Annotated in this window: 26 protein-coding genes; 15 read left to right on the top strand and 11 right to left on the bottom strand. The window is 53.1% G+C overall.

Annotated features, from left to right (window positions below; translation table 11 throughout):
- Positions 1 to 28: 28 nt before the first annotated feature.
- The 6 genes from CODIS_RS02220 to CODIS_RS02245 form a co-directional block, all read right to left on the bottom strand.
- Positions 29 to 307 (bottom strand): phospholipase D-like domain-containing protein, encoded by a 279-nt coding sequence (locus CODIS_RS02220; RefSeq protein ID WP_069121095.1) that lies wholly within the window; start codon positions 305 to 307, stop codon positions 29 to 31.
- A gap of 139 nt (positions 308 to 446) precedes the next feature.
- Positions 447 to 650: a SlyX family protein gene (locus tag CODIS_RS02225; RefSeq protein WP_069121096.1), complete on the bottom strand. Its 204-nt coding sequence runs from the start codon at positions 648 to 650 to the stop codon at positions 447 to 449.
- A gap of 6 nt (positions 651 to 656) precedes the next feature.
- Positions 657 to 992: an ArsR/SmtB family transcription factor gene (locus CODIS_RS02230; protein WP_069121097.1), complete on the bottom strand. Its 336-nt coding sequence runs from the start codon at positions 990 to 992 to the stop codon at positions 657 to 659.
- Between the two features lie 13 nt (positions 993 to 1,005).
- Positions 1,006 to 1,863, bottom strand: a complete 858-nt coding sequence (locus CODIS_RS02235) for a response regulator (protein ID WP_069121098.1) — start codon at positions 1,861 to 1,863, stop codon at positions 1,006 to 1,008.
- The gene (locus tag CODIS_RS02240) at positions 1,860 to 4,220 is read right to left on the bottom strand and encodes an ATP-binding protein (RefSeq protein WP_069121099.1); all 2,361 of its coding nucleotides are present in this window, start codon (positions 4,218 to 4,220) and stop codon (positions 1,860 to 1,862) included. The genes CODIS_RS02235 and CODIS_RS02240 overlap by 4 nt, the downstream gene beginning before the upstream one ends.
- Positions 4,221 to 4,268: 48 nt before the next feature.
- Positions 4,269 to 4,736 carry a peroxiredoxin gene (locus CODIS_RS02245; RefSeq protein WP_069121100.1) on the bottom strand — a complete coding sequence of 156 codons (468 nt, stop codon included), beginning with the start codon at positions 4,734 to 4,736 and terminating at the stop codon, positions 4,269 to 4,271.
- Positions 4,737 to 5,227: 491 nt separating this feature from the next.
- Between CODIS_RS02245 and CODIS_RS02255 the strand changes: the two genes are divergently transcribed.
- A complete protein-coding gene (locus CODIS_RS02255) occupies positions 5,228 to 6,316 on the top strand; it encodes an XrtA/PEP-CTERM system-associated ATPase (RefSeq protein WP_069121102.1) in 1,089 nt (362 codons plus the stop codon).
- A gap of 22 nt (positions 6,317 to 6,338) precedes the next feature.
- Here the strand turns inward: CODIS_RS02255 and CODIS_RS02260 are convergent, their stop codons facing one another.
- From CODIS_RS02260 to CODIS_RS02275, 4 genes are all read right to left on the bottom strand, one after another.
- On the bottom strand, positions 6,339 to 6,563 hold the full coding sequence (locus CODIS_RS02260; RefSeq protein WP_069121103.1) for a hypothetical protein: 225 nt from the start codon (positions 6,561 to 6,563) through the stop codon (positions 6,339 to 6,341).
- A 120-nt stretch (positions 6,564 to 6,683) separates the two neighbouring features.
- Positions 6,684 to 7,958: a hypothetical protein gene (locus tag CODIS_RS02265; RefSeq protein ID WP_069121104.1), complete on the bottom strand. Its 1,275-nt coding sequence runs from the start codon at positions 7,956 to 7,958 to the stop codon at positions 6,684 to 6,686.
- On the bottom strand, positions 7,955 to 8,839 hold the full coding sequence (locus CODIS_RS02270) for an AEC family transporter (RefSeq protein WP_069121105.1): 885 nt from the start codon (positions 8,837 to 8,839) through the stop codon (positions 7,955 to 7,957). The genes CODIS_RS02265 and CODIS_RS02270 overlap by 4 nt, the downstream gene beginning before the upstream one ends.
- Before the next feature lie 66 nt (positions 8,840 to 8,905).
- Positions 8,906 to 10,570 (bottom strand): sigma-54-dependent Fis family transcriptional regulator, encoded by a 1,665-nt coding sequence (locus CODIS_RS02275; protein WP_069121106.1) that lies wholly within the window; start codon positions 10,568 to 10,570, stop codon positions 8,906 to 8,908.
- A gap of 440 nt (positions 10,571 to 11,010) precedes the next feature.
- On the opposite strand from CODIS_RS02275, the gene CODIS_RS02280 reads away from it, so the two are divergent.
- The 8 genes from CODIS_RS02280 (at position 11,011) to CODIS_RS02315 (ending at position 21,216) form a co-directional block, all read left to right on the top strand.
- Positions 11,011 to 11,274, top strand: coding sequence for a phenol hydroxylase subunit (locus CODIS_RS02280; RefSeq protein WP_069121173.1), 264 nt, complete (start codon positions 11,011 to 11,013; stop codon positions 11,272 to 11,274).
- Positions 11,275 to 11,297: 23 nt separating this feature from the next.
- Positions 11,298 to 12,296, top strand: coding sequence for an aromatic/alkene monooxygenase hydroxylase subunit beta (locus CODIS_RS02285; protein WP_069121107.1), 999 nt, complete (start codon positions 11,298 to 11,300; stop codon positions 12,294 to 12,296).
- Between the two features lie 12 nt (positions 12,297 to 12,308).
- Positions 12,309 to 12,581 carry an MmoB/DmpM family protein gene (locus CODIS_RS02290; RefSeq protein ID WP_069121108.1) on the top strand — a complete coding sequence of 91 codons (273 nt, stop codon included), beginning with the start codon at positions 12,309 to 12,311 and terminating at the stop codon, positions 12,579 to 12,581.
- Positions 12,582 to 12,598: 17 nt separating this feature from the next.
- Positions 12,599 to 14,122, top strand: coding sequence for an aromatic/alkene/methane monooxygenase hydroxylase/oxygenase subunit alpha (locus CODIS_RS02295; RefSeq protein WP_069121109.1), 1,524 nt, complete (start codon positions 12,599 to 12,601; stop codon positions 14,120 to 14,122).
- A 79-nt stretch (positions 14,123 to 14,201) separates the two neighbouring features.
- Positions 14,202 to 14,570 (top strand): phenol hydroxylase subunit P4, encoded by a 369-nt coding sequence (locus tag CODIS_RS02300; protein ID WP_069121174.1) that lies wholly within the window; start codon positions 14,202 to 14,204, stop codon positions 14,568 to 14,570.
- A gap of 91 nt (positions 14,571 to 14,661) precedes the next feature.
- Positions 14,662 to 15,582, top strand: coding sequence for a catechol 2,3-dioxygenase (locus CODIS_RS02305; protein WP_069121110.1), 921 nt, complete (start codon positions 14,662 to 14,664; stop codon positions 15,580 to 15,582).
- A gap of 418 nt (positions 15,583 to 16,000) precedes the next feature.
- The gene (locus tag CODIS_RS02310) at positions 16,001 to 20,740 is read left to right on the top strand and encodes a PAS domain S-box protein (protein WP_069121111.1); all 4,740 of its coding nucleotides are present in this window, start codon (positions 16,001 to 16,003) and stop codon (positions 20,738 to 20,740) included.
- Between the two features lie 11 nt (positions 20,741 to 20,751).
- Positions 20,752 to 21,216: a bacteriohemerythrin gene (locus CODIS_RS02315; RefSeq protein WP_069121112.1), complete on the top strand. Its 465-nt coding sequence runs from the start codon at positions 20,752 to 20,754 to the stop codon at positions 21,214 to 21,216.
- 38 nt (positions 21,217 to 21,254) lie between these two features.
- Here CODIS_RS02315 and CODIS_RS02320 read toward each other — a convergent pair whose 3' ends face one another.
- The gene (locus CODIS_RS02320; protein ID WP_069121113.1) at positions 21,255 to 21,959 is read right to left on the bottom strand and encodes an FCD domain-containing protein; all 705 of its coding nucleotides are present in this window, start codon (positions 21,957 to 21,959) and stop codon (positions 21,255 to 21,257) included.
- A 191-nt stretch (positions 21,960 to 22,150) separates the two neighbouring features.
- Between CODIS_RS02320 and CODIS_RS02325 the strand changes: the two genes are divergently transcribed.
- The 6 genes from CODIS_RS02325 to dmpE all read left to right on the top strand — a co-directional run bounded on the left by CODIS_RS02325 (position 22,151) and on the right by dmpE (position 26,282).
- On the top strand, positions 22,151 to 23,209 hold the full coding sequence (locus CODIS_RS02325) for an NADH:ubiquinone reductase (Na(+)-transporting) subunit F (protein WP_069121114.1): 1,059 nt from the start codon (positions 22,151 to 22,153) through the stop codon (positions 23,207 to 23,209).
- A 2-nt stretch (positions 23,210 to 23,211) separates the two neighbouring features.
- Positions 23,212 to 23,529, top strand: coding sequence for a 2Fe-2S iron-sulfur cluster binding domain-containing protein (locus tag CODIS_RS02330; protein WP_069121115.1), 318 nt, complete (start codon positions 23,212 to 23,214; stop codon positions 23,527 to 23,529).
- A 69-nt stretch (positions 23,530 to 23,598) separates the two neighbouring features.
- Complete coding sequence (locus tag CODIS_RS02335; RefSeq protein ID WP_069121116.1) at positions 23,599 to 23,796, top strand: chromo domain-containing protein; 198 nt, start codon at positions 23,599 to 23,601, stop codon at positions 23,794 to 23,796.
- A 49-nt stretch (positions 23,797 to 23,845) separates the two neighbouring features.
- Positions 23,846 to 23,995, top strand: a complete 150-nt coding sequence (locus CODIS_RS20800; RefSeq protein WP_154722978.1) for a hypothetical protein — start codon at positions 23,846 to 23,848, stop codon at positions 23,993 to 23,995.
- Between the two features lie 12 nt (positions 23,996 to 24,007).
- Positions 24,008 to 25,483, top strand: a complete 1,476-nt coding sequence (locus CODIS_RS02340; protein ID WP_305782073.1) for a 2-hydroxymuconic semialdehyde dehydrogenase — start codon at positions 24,008 to 24,010, stop codon at positions 25,481 to 25,483.
- A 10-nt stretch (positions 25,484 to 25,493) separates the two neighbouring features.
- Positions 25,494 to 26,282: a 2-oxopent-4-enoate hydratase gene (dmpE, locus tag CODIS_RS02345; protein WP_417903646.1), complete on the top strand. Its 789-nt coding sequence runs from the start codon at positions 25,494 to 25,496 to the stop codon at positions 26,280 to 26,282.
- The last annotated feature ends 10 nt before the right edge of the window (positions 26,283 to 26,292 follow it).

Below are 26,292 nucleotides of genomic sequence, written 5' to 3' on the forward strand. Positions count from 1 at the left end.
CTTATCGGCGAAGAAAGTGATAAATACGCTATACATCTATTTGCTCGGCGTCGATCAAGAGGTCATCGACGATGACCCGTATCCTGGCGCCGCGTTCGGCGGCACTGAGCAGGTGTTCGCTGGCCAAGGTCCCGATATTGTCGGTGCTCCAGATAAAATATTGAACATCGATGGATTTATCAGCAGCTTCTGTAAGCCATGCCCTTGTTAAAAGGGATTCTTCTCTTTTCTCCAGGACGCAAACCGCGCTTTTGCCGGGATGCTGCTTTGCAGCCTGAGTCATGATATCCAAAATACCGGCTTGCACGAATGATGTCTGCAGGACCAGTAACAGAAAGCCAAGTAGCCGAGAGCTGGACAGTCAAGGGTATTGTAAAATCTGTTTGAGTTTAAATACCATCCCTGTTATCGCACTGTTTTTAGAATCGACCTCAATCAAAATACCATCAATAGTGCGGTGGAGGAGGTTCAGTCTCACCAGGTTGCAGCGGTGATGGTTCCAGCGCCTGCAGGCGTTGACGTAGTGTCTCTACGGTTCTGTCGAGGGAATCGATGGTGCGTTGTTGCTCGATAAGGGTTTCACTGAGGGTATGTATGGCCTGTTCCTGAAAAGCCATACGACTCTCCAGGTCGATAATGCGGTCGTTCATCTTTGCCTATCTTGGGTAGCGGTCGTCGAGATTGGCCGGGCAGAGCACATTCCGCATGATACCGATCAGCTCCAGTAGCTGATGGTTGCGAATGCGGTAGTAGATGCGGTTAGCCTCTTTGCGCGATACCACGATGTTTTTGTTTCGCAACTGTTCAAGATGTTGAGAGATATTGCTCTGTGACGTACCGGTACGTTCTACGATTTCGCCGACCGAGAGCTCATTCTCCCCCAGCGAGCAGAGAATCTTCCACCGCAACGGATGGGCCATGGCCTTGAGGGCATTGGCGGTGAGCGATGTATCTTCTTCATCGGTCAGGTGTGGGTCGATTGGCTCGTTCATTGTTTCAAGCTCCTTAGGATGCGTTCTGCACGGCATCCATGTCGCGGATATAACCAGTCATATCCTTTGCGATACATATAATATGGCTGATATTTCCCGTACTGTCTTTAACCGCGGTACGAGAGAAGAGAATCGGAACACGCCGACCGTCCTTGGCGATGAAACTTGCCTCGATTCGGCTCAGGGCTCCGGTTCGTATCAATGCCTCCAGCCAGGTGCCGAAGAAGGCGCCCGCCTGCTCCTCTGCCTCCTCTTCGAAAACATCGCCGATCGACATTCGCAGTAAATCCGCCTCGCTGTAGTCAAGCATCTTGCAGGCGGTCGGGTTGACGGATTCGATCTCGCCCTCGGGATTGAGCACCAGCAGCGCCTCACCCATATAGGTTATGATATTTTCGAGGTGTTGTTTGGCGGCAGCCAGTTCTGCGGTTCTTTCCGCCACCTTTTGTTCCAGGATTTTGTTGAGCTCCCGTTCTTTTTCGATGAGTCTGAAATAGGTGCTGATCTTATTCAGCAATTGGTTGTCATCGATGGGTTTCAGCAGATAGTCGACACCACCTACCTCATAACCCTTGAGCTGGAACTCTTCGGTCTTGAATGCGGCAGTAAGGAAGATGATTGGGATGTCTTTGGTCTTTTTACGGATTTTCAGCATCGATGCGGTCTGAAAACCGTCCATCTCCGGCATCTGTACATCCAGAATGATAAGGTCGATACCGGGTTCCCTGACAGCGATGTCGAGAGCCTGTTGACCCGATGTGGCCTCCAGGATCTCCACGTCCATGTAGCGCTCAACCAGCGTACGCAGGGTGAACAGGTTGTGCGCGTGGTCATCCACGATCAGGAGTTTGAAACCGGCGTATCTCTTCATTCTGTCTCTATATGCACACTAATAAGTGCCTGCAGTTTCTCCGGGGAGACCGGCTTGGTTAAAACTTCATCTGCTCCGGCATCCAGGCACAGGCTGCGGTCTTCCGCCGCATTCTTCGCGCTTAATACGATCACTTTGAGTGTATCGAGCTTCATCTTGTTGCGTATATGCCTGATCGTATCATAGCCATCCTGCTCCAGCATCATGATGTCCATCAAGACAATGTTGAAATCCGGATCATCTTTTAGGGTATCAATGGCCTCTTGGCCGTCACATGCGGCAGTCACCTCAAATCCCCAGCCCTCCAACAACGGTGTAAGTGTAAGCAGGCTCTGCAGATCACCATCCACGACCAGGACGCGTTGATCCGCAAAGGGTGTCTTCGATGGTTCCGTCATTGAAGTGATTGCCAGAGTAGGGATCCTTTCCTGCATCAGCTGCGGCTCCTCCGTCACCTGCAATTCGATCTGATGGGAAGAGAGCGCGCTGTGATCGAGCTCCAGCGGCAGGCACAGGGTGAATCTGGCCCCGGATCCTTCTTCACTTTCCAGGCTTATCTCGCCACCCAGCAGTTGAGCCAGCTCACGGCTGATACTCAGTCCCAGACCTGTACCGCCGAAACGCCGGCTGGTGGAGCCATCCGCCTGCTTGAACGCCTCGAAAATCAGCTCGTGCTTACTCGTGGGAATCCCGACACCGCTGTCTTCAACGGCAAAGCATAGGGGGTGAAGATCCACTTCAGGCTGCATAAAAACGCGCACCTTAGCCCCGCCTTGATGGGTGAATTTAAGCGCGTTGGAGAGGAAATTCTTCAGAATCTGACGAACTTTGTCCTGATCCGACAGGATGCTCTCCGGCAGCGAAGGTGCATATTCGAGGGAGAGCTGCAGGCCCTTGGCGTCGAATTGGGGTTTCACCATTTCGATGAGATCCGAAACCAGAGGCTTAATGGGGATCTGCTGCAGACTGATACTGGCTTTACCCGCCTCGATTCGCGACAGATCGAGGATGTTGTCGATCAGGGCCCGCAGATCGCGTCCGGCCTCATGAATGACCTGCAGCTGTCTCGTCTGTTCAGCGGACAGACGCTCGGGCGCCTCATTGAGCATCTTGGACAACAACAGGATGGAGTTGAGGGGGGTTCGCAGTTCATGGCTGACATTGGCCAGGAACTGGGATTTGTAGCGATTGGACTCTTCCAGTTGTCGTGCGTGCTGGCGTTGCGCTCCGGCCTGTTTTGAATGATGCTCCGCAAGTTCTGTCAGCTGCTGCCCCAGCTGTTTTATCTCCTGCGACCCCTTCCAGTTAAACGCTACCGCTTCATCCTCGCGCAGGACCCGCCCCACACCATCACGTAGCTTTTGACCGAACTGTTCTGCACGCATGGCGATAAATCGGGCAACGATGAACAGGATAACCAAGGCAATGACTACGATAGTCATGACGCGAATGATCAGAACATTGCGGAACTTGTGCAGGGGTGAGGGATCGACTGGACGACCAACCCATAAGGGACCGGAACCTTCGGTGCTGAAGAGCGGAACCCAGATTACCTGCCTGCCCTGACCGCCTTCCCAGAGTGCCAGGCTGTTCTTGTCGAAGATTGCCTGCAGGCCGGAGAAGTCCTCAAATGCGCGTTGTTCGGCGCTTCCCTTGAGACGTTCATCCAGGTAAGCGCCATCATTGGTGACCCAAAGTGTGTTGCGGTAGGCGCTGGCCATACCCCCTACGTCGATATTGACCACCACGGCACCCAATGGAACCACTCGCTCCTGACGGTCGGGCCCGATTATCGGACTGATCATCCGCAAGGTCATGAATCGCCTGGGATCTAAATGGGATACATTAGGGTTAAGACTGATTTTACTGACTGCGACCCGTCCATACTCCTGCAGAATATTGTGTTGAAAAAAATCCCTGGATGGCATGTCCGGTTTTTTGATTGTCGGTTCCCACTGTTGAGTCCGGGCATTCAACTCCAGCCAGAAGCGGGGATTGCCATCAAGATCGAGAAAAAGGATCTGAAATATATCGAGATGGTCGCGAAGGATCTGGTTGATCCAGTTGGTGTAGCGCACCCGTGCGTGATCGATCTGCTCCTGTCCCTCTTCCAAGTCGCGTTGTCCCAGGATGAGACCAGGTTCGGGGAGTTTCGCCAGTAGTCGCAACATCTCGTGACGGCTTGCAAGATGCTCATCGAGATCGCGGAAATCCGCACGCAGATTCTGCAGATAGGCCTTGTGATAGAAAAATTCGAGGCGATCCAGGACAAATGGCAGATTCGTCATTACCATCGCGGTCAAAGGTGCGAAACCAAAGAGAAACAGCAGTATCAGAATCTGAGTGCGAATTTTCACGTGTACGTCATGTTCAGCTGCTAACCACTTAGGGCCTGTTAACAGGCCCTAAGTGATCTTCTTCACCTTCTCCAGTACCTGGGTTGCGTGACCTTTCGGTTTCACATCATACAGCGCCTCTCTTATGATACCCGCTTTGTCGATGATAAACGTCGAGCGTAGGATGCCCATTCTTTTCTCGCCGTTTTTCTCCTTTTCCCGCCAGACATCATAGTCGTTGCATACCTCGCCCTCGGTATCCGCCAGCAACTGCACGGTGAGACCGTGTTTATCGCGGAATGCGGCATGGCTGACGCAGTTGTCCCGACTGATGCCGATCACCTGTGTATCCAGCGCGGAAAACTCATCCATCAGGTCCGAGAGTTCCAATGCCTCAATGGTACAACCGGTGGTATCGTCTTTCGGATAGAAATAGATCACCAGGTTCTGGTTACCGAAAAAATCATTGGAATTGATGATATGCATGTCAGCGTCCGGTAACTCAAAGGGTGGTGCTTTATCTCCAGGATTGAGCATCTATTTTTCCTCTGTTTTATGTTGGTCGTTATATCTGTGTCCTGGCTGGTGTGCCGCTATAGCCCCGCTGTCAGCCGGATGGACATAATGGCAAGATAGTTGACTCCATGGAGCTGGGTCAACTACCGGTATGCAATGACCTGCAGCAGCTTGAGGGTATACTGGCTGGACGACCGATCAGTCGCTGTTCTCTGACTGCCCCTTTTTTATCCAAAGGCGGTGCAAATGGCTTGTTCGACGAGGCACAGGAGGCTTTAATCGGCGCAGTGTCAAGGCGCATTAAAGTGAATCCTGCAGGTTAATTTCGGTAAACCCATTAACGCGAACGGTAGGAAAAATCGCTGATTCATAGCATAATGTTAGATTAAGGTAGGTCCTTGATTCCTTGAGCCATTCAAATAACCAAATATTTTGTGGTTATTGTTTCGTTAGTGTGTGGCGGTTTACCTGCACAAGCAAGGAAGCACCGAAATCAGAGAAGGCTAATCCACATGTACGATGACTTTTACAAGCTTGACGGAAAACCATTCCAGCTTACGCCGGACCATAAATTCTTCTTCAACAGTAAGGGACATAATCGTGCCATGGCCTATTTGCGTTACGGTCTTGAGCAGGGAGAGGGGTTTATCGTCATCACGGGGGGCATAGGTACCGGCAAGACCACTCTGGTACGCAATTTGTTCGATGAATTGAGCAACATGAATGTCATGGCCGCCCAATTGGTTACCACCCAGGTCGATCCGGACGATATGTTGCGTATGGTCTGTGCCTCTTTTGGTCTGGCTCATGAGGGGCTCAACAAGGCTACCCTGCTGCATAATCTGGAGGCCATAGCACGCGCCCGGCATGCAGAAGGAAAGCAGATGTTGCTGGTGGTGGATGAGGCACAGAACCTGCCACCCCGATCGGTCGAGGAGTTGCGCATGCTCTCCAACTTCCAGGTCAACAACAAGGCCTTGGTACAGACCTTTCTCCTGGGTCAGGAGGAGTTCAAACGCACCCTGCAGAGTCCGGGAATGGAACAGGTCAGACAACGTATTATCGCCTCCTACCACCTGGATCCGTTGAGCGCAGAAGAGACGGCAAAGTATATCCTGCATCGACTGCAACTGGTCGGCTGGAAGGAGGATCCCACTTTTGCAGAGGGTGTTTTCCCGATGATTTTCGAGTTCACTGGCGGTGTGCCACGCCGGATCAATGCGATGTGCGACAGAATGATGCTGTATGGCTGTCTGGAAGAGCTCCATACCCTGGAGAAGGATGCTGTATTGTCGGTGATGCAGGAGCTGGAACAGGAGGTCAGTTTTGATCCTCCCGGTACCGAAGAGGCAGAGCAGTCACAACAGCTTGCATCCGTCTCCCCGCTGCATCCGACCGGAGGGGGGTTGAATGGTAATCAGGCGGCGGCAACCCAGCCCTCACCGCAGACCCTGGCCCATGCTGATGAACTGGTCTATCGGATACAAGACCTTGAAAAGGAGATCAGCAGTCTGAAAAAGACGCTGAGAAACGAGCAGAAGCTGCTGCGAAAGGCGATTCTGCTGCAGATGGATCTGGATGAGTATGAGGATCTTGATTAATCAGTGACGGGCAAGCCCGGTCTCAGTCCAGGGCGGGTCCGATCATTGCTTCGATAGGTTCGAATCCACGCGCCTCAAGGGCCTCGGCAATATCCTCCCAGCGATAGTCACGATTTGTCTCTTCTGCCTGGGCAATGATGCCTGTTGCGAAGCGGTATGCCTCATTGGTATCCAGATCCTTCGGGACCTTTACCAGCCGAATCTCATCAAAACGTGCACTGGGCAGAACCATATACTTTTCTTTCATATCTGTTCCATACGGTATGGTTATTGCGAACAATGTGCCACATAAATTCCTCATATACTAGGGTCTATTGGATGAGTGTTAACAGGCCCCGTCTGCGCATCGCTGTTGCAAACCGATTTATTACAACCAGAGAGTGGCGTAGAGATTGAGTGCCGCAAGCGAACAGAAAAACATCACTAGGCTGTAGTTTCCATGCCACTTCAGGCTTGCCAGCCCGTGTTGGCCGTATCGACCCTGCATCGAAAGATTGATGCCGGAAAACGGACTGCATGCGACACCGACCGCCCAGGCAGACAGGAAGGTCATCGCCAGCAGTGTACCGTCGGGCTGTAGCGGTGCCAGTAGGGTGCCGAGCGCTGCGATATTTATCACCGGATGAACGCCGACGATCGACGTAATCAGCATAAACAGCAGTGTCATGCTGGCCTCCAGGCCGCCGAATTGACTGAATGGCAACCAGCCACCGAATCCCTGAAAAAGTGCGCTCAGGCCAGCAGCCATGACATTGGCGGCCAGGAACAGGCACAGTTCATTGTGCATTGTGGGTATGTCATGGGTGATGTGTCGTTGCAGTTGGAGTAACGGTTGTTGACGGACGCTCACGATTAACAGTGCCAGCGTCGGGCTCAACAGGCAGATGATGCCGAGAATATGCCACTCAGGCCGTATCTGATGTATCAGCAATATTGCCAGTGCCAATACCGCGGGAAGCGCCAATGTCGAGGGGTGCATGGGATAACCGACAAACTCCCTGGGATGCCGTCTGCTGTAGCCGGTGATCATAAGTGCGATAATCGCGAGCGGCATCCCCATCAGCCAGATGCGTTCCAGTCTGGCGCCTGGGGCGTAGGTCATGGCCGCTGCCATTGCGGCAAAAAAGGGTGACCAGAATGCGGCGGCGGAAAATCCGCGAGTCAGTACAATGATCTGCTCGCGGTCAAGTCCCGTTTTACCCCGCAGGCGGTCTCCTATGATGAAGACCGAGGAGAGGTTGATGACGGCGCCAAACAGATGAACCCCAAACAGGGTTGACCATACCGCTCTCTTCCCCTGCGGCATTACCCTCTCCGGGTTATTGTCAGGGCGGGTGATCAGGCGAAGAAAGCTGACAGCGGCCAGCATCGACAGCAGTTGAGCGTTGCCGTAAAGCATCATCGCCCAGTCGGGTGTCAGATGTTGTGTCAATCCCCAAACAAGTCCTATTGAACCGACGCTGATGAGGATGACAACCTGGCGACGGGTATGGGTAGGCAGTTCAGGCCAAAGGAGAAACCCCGCAGACCAGGTAAACAGGCCAGCCCAGCTGTTGGTAAGTTGAGGCCAGAGGGTATTGACTGCCGTACAGATAACAGCCGCCAGCAGCAGCCATCCGGCGGTAGAGCGATAACTCCTCATAAAATAAAGGCGAGGGCGATGGGAATCACGATCAAGCTTGCCAGATTGCCGAATGCAACCATCGCAGCGACTTCCTGTGGAGATTGATGGTAACTCTCAGCCAGCAGATAGTTCATCACCGCGGGGGGCAGAATACTGAATAGTAACAAGATATCGCGCATCTGTTCATTGGGTTGCAACCAGATGATGGCTACCCATGCGCCTATCAGACCGCTTAGGGGACAAAGCAAGGCGCCTGACAACCCTGCCTTCCAGTAACGTAGTTCGATATGGATCAAGCGAACCCCAAGTGAGACTAGCATCAAGGGTATCGCCACCTCTGAAAGCATGACCAGACCAGGCATGAGTATGCTCGGTGTATGCCAGTCGAAGGCATAGGCCATAATACCCGCCAGGGTAGCCAGGAAAACCGGATTGCGTAGCAGTTCGGTGGGGTGAACCCGGCCACTGACCAGCCAGATTCCGAGACTGAAATGGAGGCTTGTGGAAACCACAAAGGCTACAACCGCCAGGGGCAGCAGCTGATCACCAAAAGCCAGCGCCGCCAGGGGGAGTCCAAGATTACCGGCATTGTTGAACATCATGGAGGGTAACAACACCCTTGGTCGCATACCGAGGAGGCGGGTCAAGGGTAAGGAAATGATACCGGAGACGATGATGATCATGAGTGCGCCCCAGGCTATGGTCTTCCATTCCTGAGTGTCGGGGATCTTCTCTGACAGGACATAGAACAACAGAGCGGGCACGAACAACTGCATATTGATACGATTGACCGAGAGGATGTCGGACCCGCAGAGGCGACCATAGATATAGCCAAGCAGAGCTATGCCGAATACCGGCAGTGTCACCTGTAGGATCTGTAGGAATAGCGAAGAATGCATGAGTGTTTGTTATTGCCCGGCTTCCAGGCTGTTTGGACTCAAGGCCCTCACTGTTGAATCAGTCGTCTATTCCTGCTCTCGCTTTTTCAAACGATAGGCTAATTGCGGACGGGTGATGCCTAAGATGCGTGCCGCTTGGCTCAGATTGCCATTGGCTTTCTTTACCGCCGTCTCCAGCAACAGTGTCTCCATCTCTTCGAGACTGGTCGATTGGTCTATCACCTGACTGGCAAGCGATTCAACGTCTCCGCCATCCTTTTCGTTTGAGTTGTTGAACAGCGGGACTTCCGGACTCATGCTGAGACATGGAAACAGGTCTTTGAGATCGATTGCGTCCCCCGTGGTGACAATGATAACCCCACGTTCGATCATATTTTCCAGCTCCCGGATATTACCCGGCCAGTCGTAGTCCTTAAGCGCTTCTAGCGCCTTTTCAGTGATATCGCTGACCCGCTTGCCATGCCGGGCGGTGTACTTTTCAAGAAAACGGGTCACCAGCAGTTCGATATCGTCCTTGCGATCACGAAGCGGTGGGATAATAACCGGATAGATATTTAAGCGATAGTAGAGATCGGAGCGGAATCGCCCGTCAGACACCGCCTCCTGCAGATCCACATTTGTAGCGGCTACGACCCGTACGTCGACCTTGCGGGTTCGGGTATCACCCACCCTTTCTATCTCCCCTTCCTGCAGCACACGCAGAAGCTTGGCCTGTGCGTTCATTGAGAGTTCACCCACTTCGTCGAGGAAAAGCGTACCGCCATGCGCACGTTCGAAACGCCCGGGACGCGACTGCTGAGCGCCGGTATAGGCTCCCTTCTCCACGCCGAATAGTTCCGATTCGATCAATTCATCCGGGATTGTCGCGCAGTTGATGGCAATGAATGGGTTTTTTTCCAATGGGCTGATACTGTGGAGCGCACGGGCGAACATCTCCTTGCCGACGCCTGTTTCACCAAGCAGCAACACGGTGACATGACTGTCAGCCACCTTGCGCAACATATCGCAGGCTTGTATGAAGGGTTGAGATGCCCCCACCATGTCGCCAATGCCTGTCTCCTCCTGCAGCGAGTCACGTAGATGGTTGACCTCATCCTGTAGCGCCAACAGCTGCTCCGCCATCGGATCCGGACGGTAGTAACGACGCTCCTCTTCGGCGTTATCCCACTCTTCGATGGGCCTGCCGATGATGCGGCAGTGGCGATCGCCTTTGGCGCGGCAGTCAACCTCGCGATAGGCGATGAAACGGCCCATAATCTCACTGGTATACCCTGAGGCGTAACCGATCTGGGTCCAGCAGACAGGATCGTGATGAATGCCGAAAAGCTTTAAATGCTCTTCGGCCTCATGGGAGTTCTCCCAAAGAAATTCACCATAGAAGTGGCGCTGACGGATATCTATATCGACCTTAATGGGTTTTACGTGCACCACACCTTCCAGGGTGTGCAGACGAGGCCCCATCATCAACAGCTCTTCATCGGTGGATTCAGGTAACAGTTTACGGGCAAGCTCTGCATCCTTGGCGCCGGATGCGTAACCCATGCGGATGAGGACGCCTCTGGCCCGCTCCATACCCAATGTATCCATGAGTTCTTTGCGCAACGCTCCCATAGCATGGGTGTGCATCAATACCATGCGCTGATCGTTGAGCAGAATCGTGCCCGCATCGAATGACAGGTGCAGATTTCGGTCCTCCGAGGGTAGACCGGCAATGCTGATTTGGGATGACATATCTCCTCCAGCCGGTCTCTAGCTGCTTACCGGTATCTGTAGTGGCTAAGCCATCCTCCTTAATGGCTGGCTTGCTTATCTTTCTCGTGTCTGAGTTCTTATGATTCTTATAGTTTGGGTTGTTGTTTTTATCAAATCATAAAATGAAGCGGGCGTAAAACCAATCAATAAAAGATACGCGTTTTGTTTTTGCACTGCCATTGTGCAAAAGCAACATTTATCAAGATGCCATTTATTTATTTGGTTAAATGATCAAATTGGTGAATTAATTTTGATCTGATGGTGAAATCACCCATCCTCCAATAGCTGCAACAAATCTATAAAAACTCATTAAATTCAATGGCTAAGGTGTTTTGGCACAGATTCTGCCCTGTTTTGTTGACCAGCAATATGGCGGATTTTGCATCAACTGCGGATCGGCCGGGTTTGAGGAGGAAGTGATGGGAGATTATGTGCCGGACATCGGCAAAGCCTATATCCGGGTGACCGGTGAGCGGCTGCACAGGTTTGTTGAGTTCGAGTTTTCCATCAACGATGAAGACCTGACGGTTGAACTGATCCTCCCCTATGACGAGTTCAGGGCTTTCTGCGCGAAGCATCAAGCCACTCTAATACAACGTCCTGATGAGATTGGCAGTGTAGACGGGAACGACAGCCGTCCTGGCCTCTATCGAAATCCAACCCATCCGGATCTGAATCGATAGCTTTCTGGAGGAGCATTCTAACGATGAGTATCGATATAAAAACTGTGAATGTGGAGCCGAGGCGACAGACCTTTGCCCATGTTGCACGCCGTTTGGGTTCCGATGTACCGGCATCGCGTTATGAAGAGGGAGTGTACGATGTTCAGGCAACGACGCACTTCCACTATCGTCCCATATGGGGCCCGGAATATTGGACCTTCGATGAGGGGCGTACCGCAATCAGGATGCAGGACTGGTATCTCTTCAAGGATCCGCGACAGTTCTACTATGGCACCTATACCATCGCCCGCGCCAACATGCATCAGACTACGGAGCGCAACTTCGCCTTCGAGGAGAAGCGCGACATGCTGGCCAATATCGATCCCGCCTGGCGGGAGCTGATCGTCAGATATCTGATCCCGCTACTCCACTATGAGTGGGGCGCGAATATGAACGCCTGTTCCATCAGCGATGCCGGCTATGGTACTGCCATCACATCGGCGGCGATCTTTACCGCGGGGGATCGGCTGGGCATCGCGCAGATCCTCTCACGAATCGGTATCGTGCTTGGCAGTGGCAACGGTGAGCTGCTGGATGAGGCCAAAACACAGTGGATGGAGGCGGATGCCTGGCAGGGCGTGCGCAAAGCGGTGGAAGACAGCCTGGTACTGAAGGATTGGTTCGAGGCGCTGCTGGCCCAGTTCCTGGTCATGGACGGGTTGGTCTATCCCCTTGTCTACAACCACTTCGATACGCAAGGCCAGAAACACGGTGCGGCGGCCCTCTCCATGCTGTGTGAGTTCATGGTCGACTGGAGTGCCGAGCACAATCGCTGGGTGGATGCGGTCGTGAAGGTTGCAAGCAAGGAGTCGGATGAGAATCAGACCCAGCTTTCCCAATGGTACAGAGCATGGCGCGACACCATGACGGAGGCCCTGACGCCGTTGGCATCTATGGTGCTGGCCGATGGTGCTGAATCGGCAATCGCCGATGTGCGTGAACAACTGGATGTCCGGGCCGGTAAGCTCGGCCTGACTGTATAAGAGGAGACCGAGATGGCTGGAATCGTATCCATCACCCTGCAAAACAATGACGAGGCTCGTCCCGTGATCGAGTCCATTCTGCATGACAATCCCAGTGCAAGCGCCAACTACATGCCGGGTGCGGTCAAGATCGACTGTCCGGAGCGGTTGGTGGTGAAGGCCGGGTCGGTATCCGAGCGTATCGGCCGTGACTGGGACCCGCAGGAGATCCACCTCACCATCGTCTCCATGGGCGGCAGCCTGGATGAGGATGATGAAGAGCTGGTCCTCTCCTGGGGCGTGTAACACCGGAGGAGCAAGCTATGACACCCCAACGCAAAAAAAAGATGAACCTGAAGCAGCGCTATGCGCTGATGACTAGAGGTCTGGACTGGGAGACCAGTTACCAGAAGATGGACGATGTCTTTCCCTACGATACCTTCGAGGGGATCAAGATCACCGACTGGTCGAAGTGGGAGGATCCCTTTCGTCTGACGATGGATGCCTACTGGAAGTACCAGGGCGAGAAGGAGCGCAAGCTCTATGCGGTGCTCGACTCGTTTGCCCAGAACAACGGCCAGTTGGGTATCTCCGATGCCCGCTATGTGAATGCCATCAAGCTGTTTCTGACCGGTGTCACGCCGCTGGAGTACCAGGCCCATCGCCACTTCGCGCACCTGGGCCGGCATATTCGGGGAGTGGGTCCGAGGGTGGCGGCGCAGATGCAGTCCCTGGATGAGCTGCGCCATGCGCAGACCCAGATCCATACCATCAGTCACTACAACAAGTATTTCGACGGCTTCGCCGAATTCCCCCACATGCATGATCGTGTGTGGTATCTGTCTGTACCCAAGTCGTTCTTTGACGATGCCTGCAGTGCCGGTCCCTTCGAGTTCTTCACGGCAATCTCATTCGCCTTCGAGTATGTGCTGACCAACCTGCTGTTCGTCCCATTCATGTCCGGTGCCGCCTATAACGGCGATCTGGCCACGGTGACCTTCGGTTTCTCCGCCCAGTCGGATGAGGCGACCCACATGACTTTGGGCATCGAGGTGATCAAATTCATGCTGGAGCAGCATCCCGACAATCTGCCCATCGTGCAAAAGTGGGTGGACAAGTGGTTCTGGCGTGGCCACAAGATGCTGGGTCTGGTGGCGATGATGATGGATTATATGCTGCCCAAACGCATCATGTCCTGGAAGGAGGCCTGGGAGATCTACTTCACCGAGGCGGGCGGTGCGCTGTTCGAGGATCTCTCGCGCTACGGTCTTCGTGTGCCCAAGTATGCCGATATCGCTACCGACGAGGCGGAGCATATCTCTCACCAGAACTGGGCGATCTTCTATCAATACACCCAGGCAGCGGGTTTCCACACCTGGCTGCCCAGCGAAGAGGAGATGGCCTGGTTGTCGGAGAAGTATCCCAATACCTTCGATAAATACTACCGTCCACGCTTCGAGATGTGGCGGGAGATGGAGGCCAAGGGTGAGCGTTTCTACAACAATGCGCTGCCCCAGCTTTGCCAGACCTGCCAGATACCCATGGGCTACACGGAGCCTGGAGATCCGACCAGGATCGGGTTTCGCGACAGTGTTTATAAAGGCGATCGATACCATTTCTGTTCCGATGGCTGTAAGGACATCTTCGACAACGAGCCGGAGAAGTTCTCACAGGCCTGGTTGCCGGTACATCAGATCTTCCAGGGTAACTGCGGAGGCGCGGAACTGAGTGACGTCCTCAAGTGGTACCACATGGAAAACGGTACAGACAACATGGACTACACGGGTTCGCCGGACCAGAAACAGTGGGATGCCTGGCAGTCAGCGCGTAAGCGGGTGGCCGGTTAAAGCAACGATAGACGTCTTCCGATACCCGATTTCTATGGTCTGGACGGCGAAAGAAGATATTTACAAAGAGGAGAGAATCATGGCTGTTGTCGCCCGCAAACCCGGATACGCGGATGCTGTCGAGATCCGCGACAGAAAAGAGAATTTTCATGGTAACCAGGTGGTATATCTGCATTGGGAGGAGCATCTCAGTTTTTGTGCTGCAACCGCTTTTCCTTTGCCTCCCGATATGCCTTTCGGTGCGCTGGCCGAGCAACTGATACCGCAATACTACGGCATGCACCCCGACTTTGGGTTGATCGACTGGGATCGTGTGGAGTGGAAGATCAATGGTGAAGCGTCAACGCCTGATATGGGCAAGAGCCTCGCGGAGAACGGTGTCGATCATAAAACCCTTATCTGTTTTCGCACCCCTGGTCTGAATGGTTACAAGGGGTCCTGTTCATAACACACAGCAAGATCCGTATCAGATGAAAGCGGGTCATTAATATACAAATCATCACCGTGGTGATCCACGGTGTCCAGAGGAGGATTGAGTGATGGCGATTAAAGGCGTTTTACGTCCGGGACATATCTCTTTGCGTGTGCTGGATCTGGATGAGGCTCTTGTTCATTACAAGGACCGGCTGGGATTGTTGGAAACGGACCGGGACGATCAGGGCCGTGTTTACTTAAAAGGATGGGATGAACAGGACTGGTTCTCTGTTGTATTGCGTGAAGCGGATACGACCGGGATGGATTTTATGGGCTTCAAGGTTGATAGCAGGGAGACAATGGATGAGCTTGAGGGCAAGCTCAAGGCGTTCGGCTGCAATGTCGAGCGTGTGCCGGCCAATGAGCTGAATCACTGTGGCGAGCGGGTACGTTTCGATTCCCCCACCGGCCACATGTTCGAGCTGTATGCGGAAAAGGAAGTGAAAGGCACCGATATGGGGCGGGTCAATCCTGAGCCCTGGCCGGATAATCTCAAAGGCATGCAGGTACAGCGTTTCGATCACTGTCTGCTGTATGGCGATGATCTGGATGGCAGCATCAAAATGTTCAAAGAGGTATTGGGATTCAGTGAGTCGGAGAAAGTGATGGATGGAGAACTCCAACTGGCCTCCTTCCTCACCTGCGGTATGAAGGCACACGACCTGGCGCTAATCCGTCATCAGGATAAAGGCAAGCTTCATCATGCTTCATTCCTGCTCGGTTCCTGGGAAGAGGTATTAAGGGCCGCCGATATCATCGGCAAGCATAAGACCTCCATCGATATCGGTCCCACCCGGCATGGGATCACCCGTGGCAGAACCATCTATTTCTTCGATCCCTCAGGCAACCGCAATGAAGTCTTTCATGGCTCATATGACTGGTATCCTGACCATGAACCCATTACCTGGACAGCCGATGAGCTGGGCGGTGCGATTTTCTATCACGACCAGAAACTCAATGAACGTTTCCTCACTGTAGTAACCTGATCGATTATCAATATTGGCGCAATAAAGCCCCGTTCTTGGGGCTTTATTGTCGTTGTTGTAGAGGTTGCCACGGGGATCAACCGGAGTAGTCCGCTTTTACAAAATGCGGGCGCTTCATCATCATCGCACTCAGCAACCGGTGTAAATGTGGAAAAGGTCGCAGTGAATTCTATTCGCAGTGCAGTCGATTTTAATTCCCATGGGATCTATTGCTTGCGATTTGTGACATATCTACTCACTACTGCAAAAGCAAGAGCCGAATTTATCTCCTGAATCAGCCCTGTTTTTTTTTTCTGGCTGATCTACTATCAAATAAGATGAAGTCTTTTCTGAAAGGAGTTATTTAGTTAATAAACAGGGTCTTATATCAACAAGGATCCAATGATTATTGACCTGCCCATTTGCTCTTGAATCTGTGATGAACTTTAAAGCGCCAGGTCAACTCCTTGTCGGTATCATGCTGCTGCTTTTTTGCGGCATCTTGGCAGGAGGGGTGCCGCTAAGCGAAAAACGGATTCATCTGCTCTACTCCGACCATGCCGGATTCCCGACATCGCCTGCCGATAATGCATTGGAGTATGTAGTCGGCCTTGGCGCATACCGGGTTACAGAAGCACCCAAGGTGTTTCTGGACGTCAACGACGTCAAGCATGCCTTGATGCTGGAGGATCGGCCGCACAATACCGGTGTGGCTGAAACCCTCTCGTTCAGTAATACCATAGATTTTGGCAATCCCTATCGGACCTATTTTCTCTATACCCTGATAGGTCTGGGTGCCTTGTTGGTGCTTGTCTCCATATTGTTTCCATTAGTGAGAAAATATCGGCAACTTAACCGTGCGATCATAAAGCGCGAGCAGCAGTACCGTACTATCGTCGAGAACAGTCATGACGGTATCTTGCAGATCGACGGCGAGGGCAATACAGCCTTCGTCAACCACACCTTGGCGGATATGTTCGGATATAAAATCGACGAGATGATGGGCAGATCTTTTTATGACTTCATGGATCAAGAGGCGATCGAGATAGCCCGGGAAAACCTTCAACGGAGACAAAGAGGTATCGCTGAATCTCATGATTTCAGGTTTCGGCACAAAAAAGGACATGACATATGGACCCGAATGAATACAGGGCCCATTAAGGATCGCGATGGAAGGGTTATCGGCGCCCTTGCCATGGTCAGCGATATTACTGAGACGAGAAAGGAGAGGATACAATTAAAGGAGAGTGAGGAAAACTTCCGGCAGTTGACCCATGCCATTCGAGAGGTCTTTTGGCTGGGATCCCCGGATTGGCAAGAGGTTTACTACGTCAGTCCGGGCTATAAGTTGATGTGGGGCAGAAGTTGTCAGAGCCTGTATGACAATGCCGCCAGTTGGGTCGAGGCTTTGCCACGTGAGGATCTTGAACGTGTTGAGCGTTTTCTTGCAGAGCATTTACAGCAACCCTGGGAAGAACTGCACTTTCCTGAATATCGGGTGATTCGCCCGAACGGTGAGATATGCTGGGTGGATGCCAAGGCATTCGCCATTCACGATGAGTCGGGAAAACCCTATCGTGTCGCCGGTATTGCTGAGGATATCACGCAACGAAAAAACAACGAATTTAAGCTCAATCATCGCCTCGAACTTGAAAAGATGATTGCAAAGCAGGCTTCCATTTTACTGGATACCTCTATTGACGAGCTTGATCAGAGGCTGGCCAGCTTGTTGAAAGAGATTGGTCAATTTTCCAAGAGTGAGCGTGCCTATCTTTACCAGCTCGACAGTGATCTTGCCACCATGTCGAATACCCATGAGTGGTGCGCTGAAGGGGTGGCGGTTCAAACAGGGAAGCTGCAAAAGCTTCCCCTTTCCGATTTCGATTATATGCTGGAGCAGTTTAGCCAGGACAGGCCGCTCTTTGTCGAGTCCCTTGACGATCTGACGGAAGAGGCCGGTGAATTCAGGCAACACCTGGCTGAGCAAGGGATAAAGTCGTTGCTGGCGATGCCTATATGCATCGATCAGGCGCTCATCGGCTTTATCGGTTTCAATACCGTTACGGTCAGTTCAACCTGGCAGCAAGAGGATATTCTGTTACTGCATACATTTTCCGACGTGCTCGCCAGTGCCATAAGACGGCAACGTACCGAATCCGCACTGCGAGATTCGCGTCGTACCATGCGTGTCTTGCTGGATAATCTCCCGGGCGCGGCCTATCGCTGCAGAAGAGATCATTATTGGAGCATGATCTTTATCAGTGATGGCATTACTGAAATCACAGGTTATAAACCGTCGGAATTGATTAATAATCAGCTGCTGAGCTATGCCGATGTGATTCATCCGAAGGACAGAGTAATAGTGTCAAAGCAGATTGCGGATGCAATCGAGGAAGGTGTTACCTTCGAAATCGAATACAGGATATTCGATCGCTGGCAGAGAGAGCGCTGGATGTGGGAAAAAGGGGCTCAGGTTGAGTCAAAAGACGGTACTCCCTTGCTCGAAGGTTTTATCTCCGATATTACCGATCGCAAGCAGGTTGAAAGTGCGCTGCAAGCGAGCGAAGACTATCAACGCCTGATCATGAACTCGACGGCAGAGGGTATTTTCAGTCTTGATGAACACGGTCTCTGCTCCAGTGTAAACCAGGCTGCTCTGGCGCAGTTGGGTTATGGCAGTGATCAGGAGCTGACTGATCAGCCCATGCATCAGCTGATACACCACTCGCATGCGGATGGTTCAGATTATCCAGGCGAGCAGTGTCCTATCTACAAGGCCTTCAACAGGGGGGAACAGATTCATGTGGATAGTGAGGTTTTCTGGCGCAAGGACGGTACCAGCTTTCCGGCCGAATACTGGTCGTATCCACTGATCAAACAAGGGAAAATCCGGGGGGCTGTTGTTACCTTTATCGATATCACCGAACGGAAATTCAATGAAGAGGTGATGGATTCAAGGGTGAAGTTGCATGAATATGCGCAGGGGCATACTGTCAATCAACTGCTGGTCTTTGCGCTGGATGTGGCTTGTGAAAAGACCGGCAGCAAAATCGGTTTTTACCACTTTCTCGAGGATGACCAGAAAACTCTCTCCCTGCAAGCCTGGTCAAGCGAGACGACTAAAAGTTTTTGCCAAGCTGCGGGAGAGGGATTGCATTACGATATCGATGATGCGGGTGTCTGGGCCGACGCGGTGAGAGAGAGGCACCCGGTCATCCACAACGACTATGCCTCGTTGCCTCACCGGCGCGGGCTGCCTGAAGGCCACGCCGAGGTCACTTGCGAACTCTGTGTGCCGGTGTTCAGGGGCGACAAGATCGTCGCCATCATGGGGGTGGGCAATCGTGCCCGGCAAAACTACGACAGGCACGATGTGGAGAAGGTGAGCCGAATTGCAGAACTGGCTTGGGATATCGTCGAAAACAAGTTGATTGAAGACCAGCTGGAACAGAATCGCCAGCAGCTCAGTACGATTCTTGATACGGTCAAGGAGGCGGTCGCGCTTTGGGATGACCGCGCGAGACTGCGATATGCCAATAGCGGTTTTTTCTCTTTACTGAAGCTACCCATCGAACTGTGGGACAGAGAGGCGAGTGCCGGTAAGGCTATCGGTGATTTGGTCCCGCAGGCCTCACCGTTTAAAAATATCGAACCACTACTGGCCCGTTTATTGTATCGAGGGGAGTCGATTGAAAATCTTCCCATAGAGATTGAGAGAAAAGGGCGGGAACCCATATGGATCGGACTGACGATTCATGCGCTTTATGAAAGAGGTACTGGTCGAATCACAGGCGCAGTCTCGACCATGTCTGATATCACCGAGCAGAAGAGTCATGAGCATCGTCTGGAGCAGCTGGCCCATTTTGACAATCTTACGCGGCTGCCCAACCGTCTGCTGGCTATTGATCGTCTGCGACAGATGACTGCAAGAGCACGGCGCACCGGTGAACTGATGGCGGTTTGTTATCTCGATCTGGATGGATTCAAGGCAGTAAACGATAAATTTGGACATGAGGCGGGTGATGAACTGTTGAGAGAAACGGCTCAGCGGCTGACCTTATGTGTACGTAACGGAGATACGGTAGCCCGTTTGGGTGGTGACGAGTTCCTGATTCTATTGGCCGACCTGAAGGATCAGCAGGAGAGTCAGCTCATACTCAAGCGTATTCTGGAGATGGCGACAAAACCCTACACTGTAGCCGAACATGTTCTATCGACAGTCACTGCCAGTATCGGTGTCACCCTGTTTCCCAATGATAATTCGGAACCTGATAAGTTGATTCGACATGCAGACCAGGCGATGTATATGGCTAAGGAGTCGGGTAAGAACTGCTACAAGTTCTTCAACAAGGATTTCGAACAGCGGGTCCGCTCGCAGGAGGAGACACTGGGTGAAATCATCAAAGCCATGGATAGCGATCAACTCACCGTCTACTACCAACCGGTGCTTGATTGTCGGGCAGGCCGAGTTATTGCCGCAGAGGCATTGATACGTTGGGATCATCCCATATTGGGCCTGCTTGAGCCGGCGGAATTTCTGCCGTTGATCAATAAGAGTGAAGTGATGCTGTCGCTCACAGAGCAAGTCATCAAGCAGGCGGTCTTGCTGATCGAGCAGATGCGCAGCAAGGGTCCGACATTCTCAATCGGTGTCAATATCTTTCCTGAGCAATGTTTCGATCCGGTGTTTTTCGAAATGCTGCAAAATCGTGTAAAGAAATTGGATCAGCATCAACGTTCACTTTTGCAGCTGGAGATCTCCGAGCGGGTCGTCACATCCCATTTCACCCAGACAGAACGGTTTATCGGCGATTGTCTCGAATTGGGCATCGAATGTGTGCTCGACGACTTCGGTGTCGGCGATACCTCGATCCAGCAGCTTTCTCGGCTTCCGGTCAGGGCGATCAAGGTGGATCGTACCCTGACCCAGAAAATGCTTGCAGACGAGCACCAGTATGCGTTAATCAAAACCATGTTGAACATGGCCAATGCCTTCAATCGCATGGTGATCGTACAGGGGGTCGAAGAGGAGCGACAGATGGCCACACTGCTGTCGTTGGGTTGCAGCCGCATGCAGGGATTTCTTTTTTCAGAAGCGATGTCATCAGAGGATTTCACTCACTGGTTGGCTTTGACAATGGAATCAAAAGATTGGATCCGACGCTTCGTAATGACATAGAGGATAGGTGAATGTCTGAAACGAAATACACATATGAGCCCTTTGTCTGGAGTGATTGGATGTCTACCGGGGTTGAGGTGATCGATACCCAGCATCAGAATCTGTTGAATATGGTGAATGACGCCTACAACAGCATCACCGAGACGACCAGTCCCATGACCTTTCAAAGGATTACCAAAGAACTGCTGAGCTATGCCATCTACCACTTCCAGACAGAAGAGTCATTGATGAAGGAGTACGATTATTTTGGTGAACGATCAGACGATGCGGCACAGCATATCAAAGAACATCGTGATTTTTCGGCAAAAATAGTCGCCGTAAGAAAGACATTCAATTCCGGCGATCGGGATCAGATCATTCCAGTGCTGGAATTTCTGAAAACCTGGATTGCCAACCATACCCAGAAAGTGGATATGAAATTGGGGGTATTCATTCAGGCAAAGGAGGCGGAGAGATCATCATCAAAATCAGATTGATCCGCGCGCCATGTTCCTTTGTCTGTCAACAGGCGCTTTTATGCAATCTCCTGTTCTCTATGCGCCTCTTCCCGCAGCACTTTCAATGTAATTTCAGCCGTTCTCATGATGTGTTGCTCGATCGCATCACAGGCGCGTTTGCCATCCCTGGCTAAAGCCGCGTTACGCAGCTCTTTATGTTCCTGGTGCAGGTCCCGGGGAATCTCGGTGCTCAGGGCAATGTTCCTGTAGCGTTTGTGTTGATCGTAGAGAATACCGTAGAAACGGCGCAGCCATTTTGAACTGCAGCCGGCAATCAGCGCTTCGTGAAAATCGTGATTGCGGATCTCCCATTCGGCAGGGTCCCTTTCCTCCGATTCTTCAACCTTTTCCAGCTGATAGAAGGCGGCAACAATGCGAGATTCCCAGGCATCATCACCCTGCTCAATGCTCTGACAGAGTGCCTGCTTCTCAAGCAGGATTCGCAATTGTGTTATGTCTGCCAGATCCTCTTCGGACATCGGGGCGACGCGAAAACCGCGCTGCCCTTCCGCAGTAACGAAGCCATCCGCTGTGAGCCGGCTCAAGGCCTCGCGTAGGGGACTTGCGCCGACACCGTATGCCGTGCGCAGGTGTTCAATGCGCAGTTTCTCGTCCGGCTGCAATTCACCATGAATGATATCTGACCTCAGTTGCAGATAGGCCTGGTCGGACAGGGTCTTGGCTCCGTTCGGTTCTGCTTGTTCATTGTAAGTTATTGCCATATCTGTGTTTTTCCATCTGATGATCTGAATGAAATTTGCTCTTTACCCTACCTGCTATGCAGGATGTATGACACTGACTTTTGTCAATATTTTAGTCGAACATAATAAATTTACAAAAATATCGATAATTTTCTTGCAAATCGACAAAATATCGCTATTCTTGCTTTTATCGATATTTTGGAGCGATAAATATGGCATACCAACTCACCATCGAGCCTACCGGCGACGAGGTAGAGATCGAAGAGGGTCAAAATATCCTCGATGCATGTCTGCGCGCCGGTATTTGGATGCCTCACGCCTGTTGTCACGGGCTATGCGGCAGCTGCAAAGTCGGGGTGCTTGAAGGAGACGTAGATGTGGGCGACGCCTCAAACTTTGCCCTGATGGACATGGAGCGTGAGGAAGGAAAGGTCTTGGCCTGTTGCGCCACCCTGGAATCGGATACGGTGATCGAGGCGGATATCGACGAAGATCCCGATGCAAGGATCATCCCCGTGAAAGACTTTGAGGCTGAGATCGTCAGGCTCGAAGACCTTACCCATGATGTAAAGGGAATCTGGCTGCAGCTGGATGGCGAGGGTATCGACTTTCAGGCGGGCCAATATATCAATCTGCAGGTCCCCGGTGTCGGCGTGCCGCGCGCCTTCTCGCTGGCAAGCAGGCCGTCCGACAGCAAACTGATCGAGCTGCATATCCGTCTGGTCCCGGACGGTGAGGCAACACCGATTATCCATAACGATCTGAAGGTGGGCGACAGACTCGGTTTTACCGGACCCTATGGCCGTTTCTTCGTGCGCAAGTCCCGCAACGAGCCGATGATCTTCATCGCCGGCGGTACCGGACTCTCGAGTCCCAAGTCGATGATTCTCGATCTGCTGGAATCCGATTGCACCACGCAGATCACTCTTTTTCATGGCGTCAGGGCAAAACGGGATCTCTACGATGACAAGCTGTTCAGCACCCTGGCGGATCGACATCGGAACTTTACCTACTACCCTGTGCTTTCACAGATGGAAGCGGGTGACGACTGGAGCGGCGAGACCGGTTTCGTTCACGAAGCGGCTCAACGCCATTACGGTAGTGGCTTCAGCGGTAATACCGCCTACCTGTGCGGACCTCCGGTGATGATCGAAGCCGCGATACGCGCCCTCATGCAGGGCCGTCTGTTTGAGAACGACATCTTCACCGAGCGCTTTCTCACCAAAGACGAAGAGAACCGTAAGCGCAGTCCGGTATTCAAGAGGCTCTGAGGATGTCCACCCAATACGAAATCTATGTGGAAGACAAGGATACACATTTTCACTGTGGCGACGAGCAGCGCCTGCTGCACGCCATGCAGGCACAGGGACTCGGCTCGATACCGGTCGGCTGCAAAGGCGGTGGCTGTGGTATCTGCCGCATCCAGATCACTCAGGGCAGGTATGAGACCCGCAAAATGAGCCGTACCCATGTGACGGAAGAGGATGAGCTTCTGGGCATCGTTCTCTCCTGTCGAGTCACCCCCAAGAGTGATCTCTCACTTCGGTTGGCACCTAAACCGAAAGAGGGGACATCAGAGAGCGCAGCATAGCGTTCAGTCAAAACGACAAGCAAGGCACAACATCAACGAAGGCGGGAGAAATCCCGGCAGGAGGAGATCATGGCAGTGGCAAGTGACGATCATACGGTTCGCTTCATACAGATAACCCTGGGTGAAGTGGGTGTCTCCAGAGACCAGCTGAGTATCGATGGCTTTACAGAGACCGACCATCAGGATAATGCCCGGCATTTTATGAAGAGCTGGAGTGATTTCGATCGCAGTAACAATACCTGGTGCAGGTCGGAAGAACAGAACTGAGCATGCCTGAGATAACCATCGATGCGAGAACCCGCACTGGCGCTACACCATGCAGACCAGTGAAGAACTGGCGGGTGTGATCGGTATGTTCGGTACCTTCGGCGGCGGGGATGATGCCCGCGCAGAGGCCGGTATTGCAGCATTGAGTGTTGCCGCAGAATCGATCAAAACTGCCGAAGCGAACAACGGGAAATCTTAGGAAATTGGCTTAATGACGGTGAACAGAATGAAAGAGGTCAAACATTTCATCAATGGAGAATTTGTCGGATCCGCTTCGGGCAAGCTGTTCGACAATATCAACCCGGCGACGGGACAGAAGATCGGTATCGTTCACGAGGCCGGGGCGCCGGAGGTGGATGCGGCGGTCAATGCGGCACGGATGGCGCTGCAGGGTGAGTGGGGCCGCATGCCGTTGGCGGAGCGGGCTGATCTCCTGCATAAACTGGCCGATGGCATTACCGCCCGATTCGATGAGTTCCTCGAGGCGGAGTGTCTCGATACGGGCAAGCCGCAAAAGCTCGCCTGCCATATCGATATCCCCCGCGGTGCCGCCAACTTCAAGATCTTTGCCGATGTGGTGAAGAATGTACCCACAGAGAGTTTCGTGCTGGATACGCCGGACGGGCAGGGCGCACTCAACTATTCACTGCGCAAGCCCAAAGGCGTGATCGCAGTGATCAGCCCATGGAATCTGCCTCTGTTGCTGATGACCTGGAAGGTGGGTCCTGCGCTCGCCTGCGGTAACACAGTGGTGGTTAAACCCTCCGAAGAGACCCCCTTCACCACAGCCCTGTTGGGCGAGGTGATGAACCAGGTGGGAATCCCTAAGGGGGTGTATAACGTGATACACGGTTTTGGTCCCAACTCGGCAGGTGAGTTCCTCACCCGTCATAAAGGGGTCGACGGTATCACTTTCACCGGCGAAACAGACACCGGTGCGGCCATCATGAAGGCGGCCGCCGATGATATCACCGATATCTCCTTCGAACTCGGCGGTAAGAATCCGGCACTGGTTTTCGCAGACTGCGATATGGACAAGGCGATCGAGGGCACCCTGCGTTCCGCCTTCGCCAACTGCGGTCAGGTCTGTCTCGGAACGGAAAGGATCTACGTGGAACGTACGATCTACGATGAGTTTGTGGATCGTCTGAAGACCGGCGCCGAGACCCTGAAGCTGGGGCAGTGGGATGATCCCAAGACCGACATGGGACCCCTGATCAGCCACCAACATCGAGACAAGGTGCTCTCCTACTACCGCAAAGCGGAAGAGGAGGGCGCCACTGTCGTCACCGGTGGCAGCACCCCCAACATGCCGGAGACCCTGGCCGGTGGCGCCTGGGTGCAACCTACCATCTGGACCGATCTGCGAGACGATGCCTCGTGTATCAGGGAAGAGATCTTCGGTCCCTGCTGCCATATCCGCCCCTTCGACAGCGAAGAGGAGGCGATCGCCCTGGCCAATGACACCGATTACGGTCTGGCCACCGCGATCTGGACCGAGAACAGCGCCCGCGCCCATCGGGTCGCGGCCCAGGTGGATGCGGGTATCGCCTGGGTCAACTCCTGGTTCCTGCGTGATCTGCGCACCCCCTTCGGCGGCGCCAAGCAGTCCGGTATCGGCCGCGAGGGTGGGGTGCACTCCCTGGAGTTCTACACCGAGCTCAAGAACGTCTGTATCAAGCTTTGAGGAGTCATCGATGCTGAACGAACAACGCATTCACGAGCTGGGGGACGAACTCTTTGATGCCCTCAGCCAGCGCCGCATGATCGACCCGCTGACGGAACGGGAAACGGATATCACCATCGAGGACGCCTACCATGTCTCCCTGCGCATGGTGAACCGGCGGGTCGAGCAGGGAGAATCGATCATCGGCAAGAAGATCGGCGTCACCTCCAAGGCGGTGCAGAACATGCTCAACGTGCATCAGCCCGATTTCGGTTACCTCACCGACCGTATGGTCTACGGCAATGGCGACGAGATGCCGATCAGCAAAGCGCTGATCCAACCGCGGGCCGAGGGCGAGATCGCTTTCATGCTGAAGCGCGACCTGATCGGTCCGGGTGTCAGCAACGCCGATGTATTGCGCGCTACCGAGGCGGTGATCCCCTGCTTCGAGATCGTCGACTCCCGCATCCGGGACTGGCGGATCAAGATCCAGGACACGGTGGCGGATAACGCCTCCTGCGGACTCTTCGTGCTGGGCGACAAGGCGGTCGATCCACGCAAGGTCGACCTGGCCACGGCAGGCATGGTGGTGGAGAAGAACGGTGAACTGCTCTCCACCGGTGCCGGTGCCGCCGCACTGGGATCACCGGTGAACTGTGTTGCCTGGCTGGCCAACACCCTGGGCAGCTTCGGCATTCCCCTGAAGGCGGGTGAAGTGATCCTCTCCGGTTCTCTGGTTCCCCTGGAGCCGGTGGTGGCGGGGGACTTCATGCGGGTGGAGATAGGCGGTATCGGCTCTGCCTCGGTCCGCTTCACCTGATCCAACAGAG

This window comes from Candidatus Thiodiazotropha endolucinida, from assembly GCF_001715975.1.
Classification (GTDB): Bacteria; Pseudomonadota; Gammaproteobacteria; order Chromatiales; family Chromatiaceae; genus Thiodiazotropha; species Thiodiazotropha endolucinida.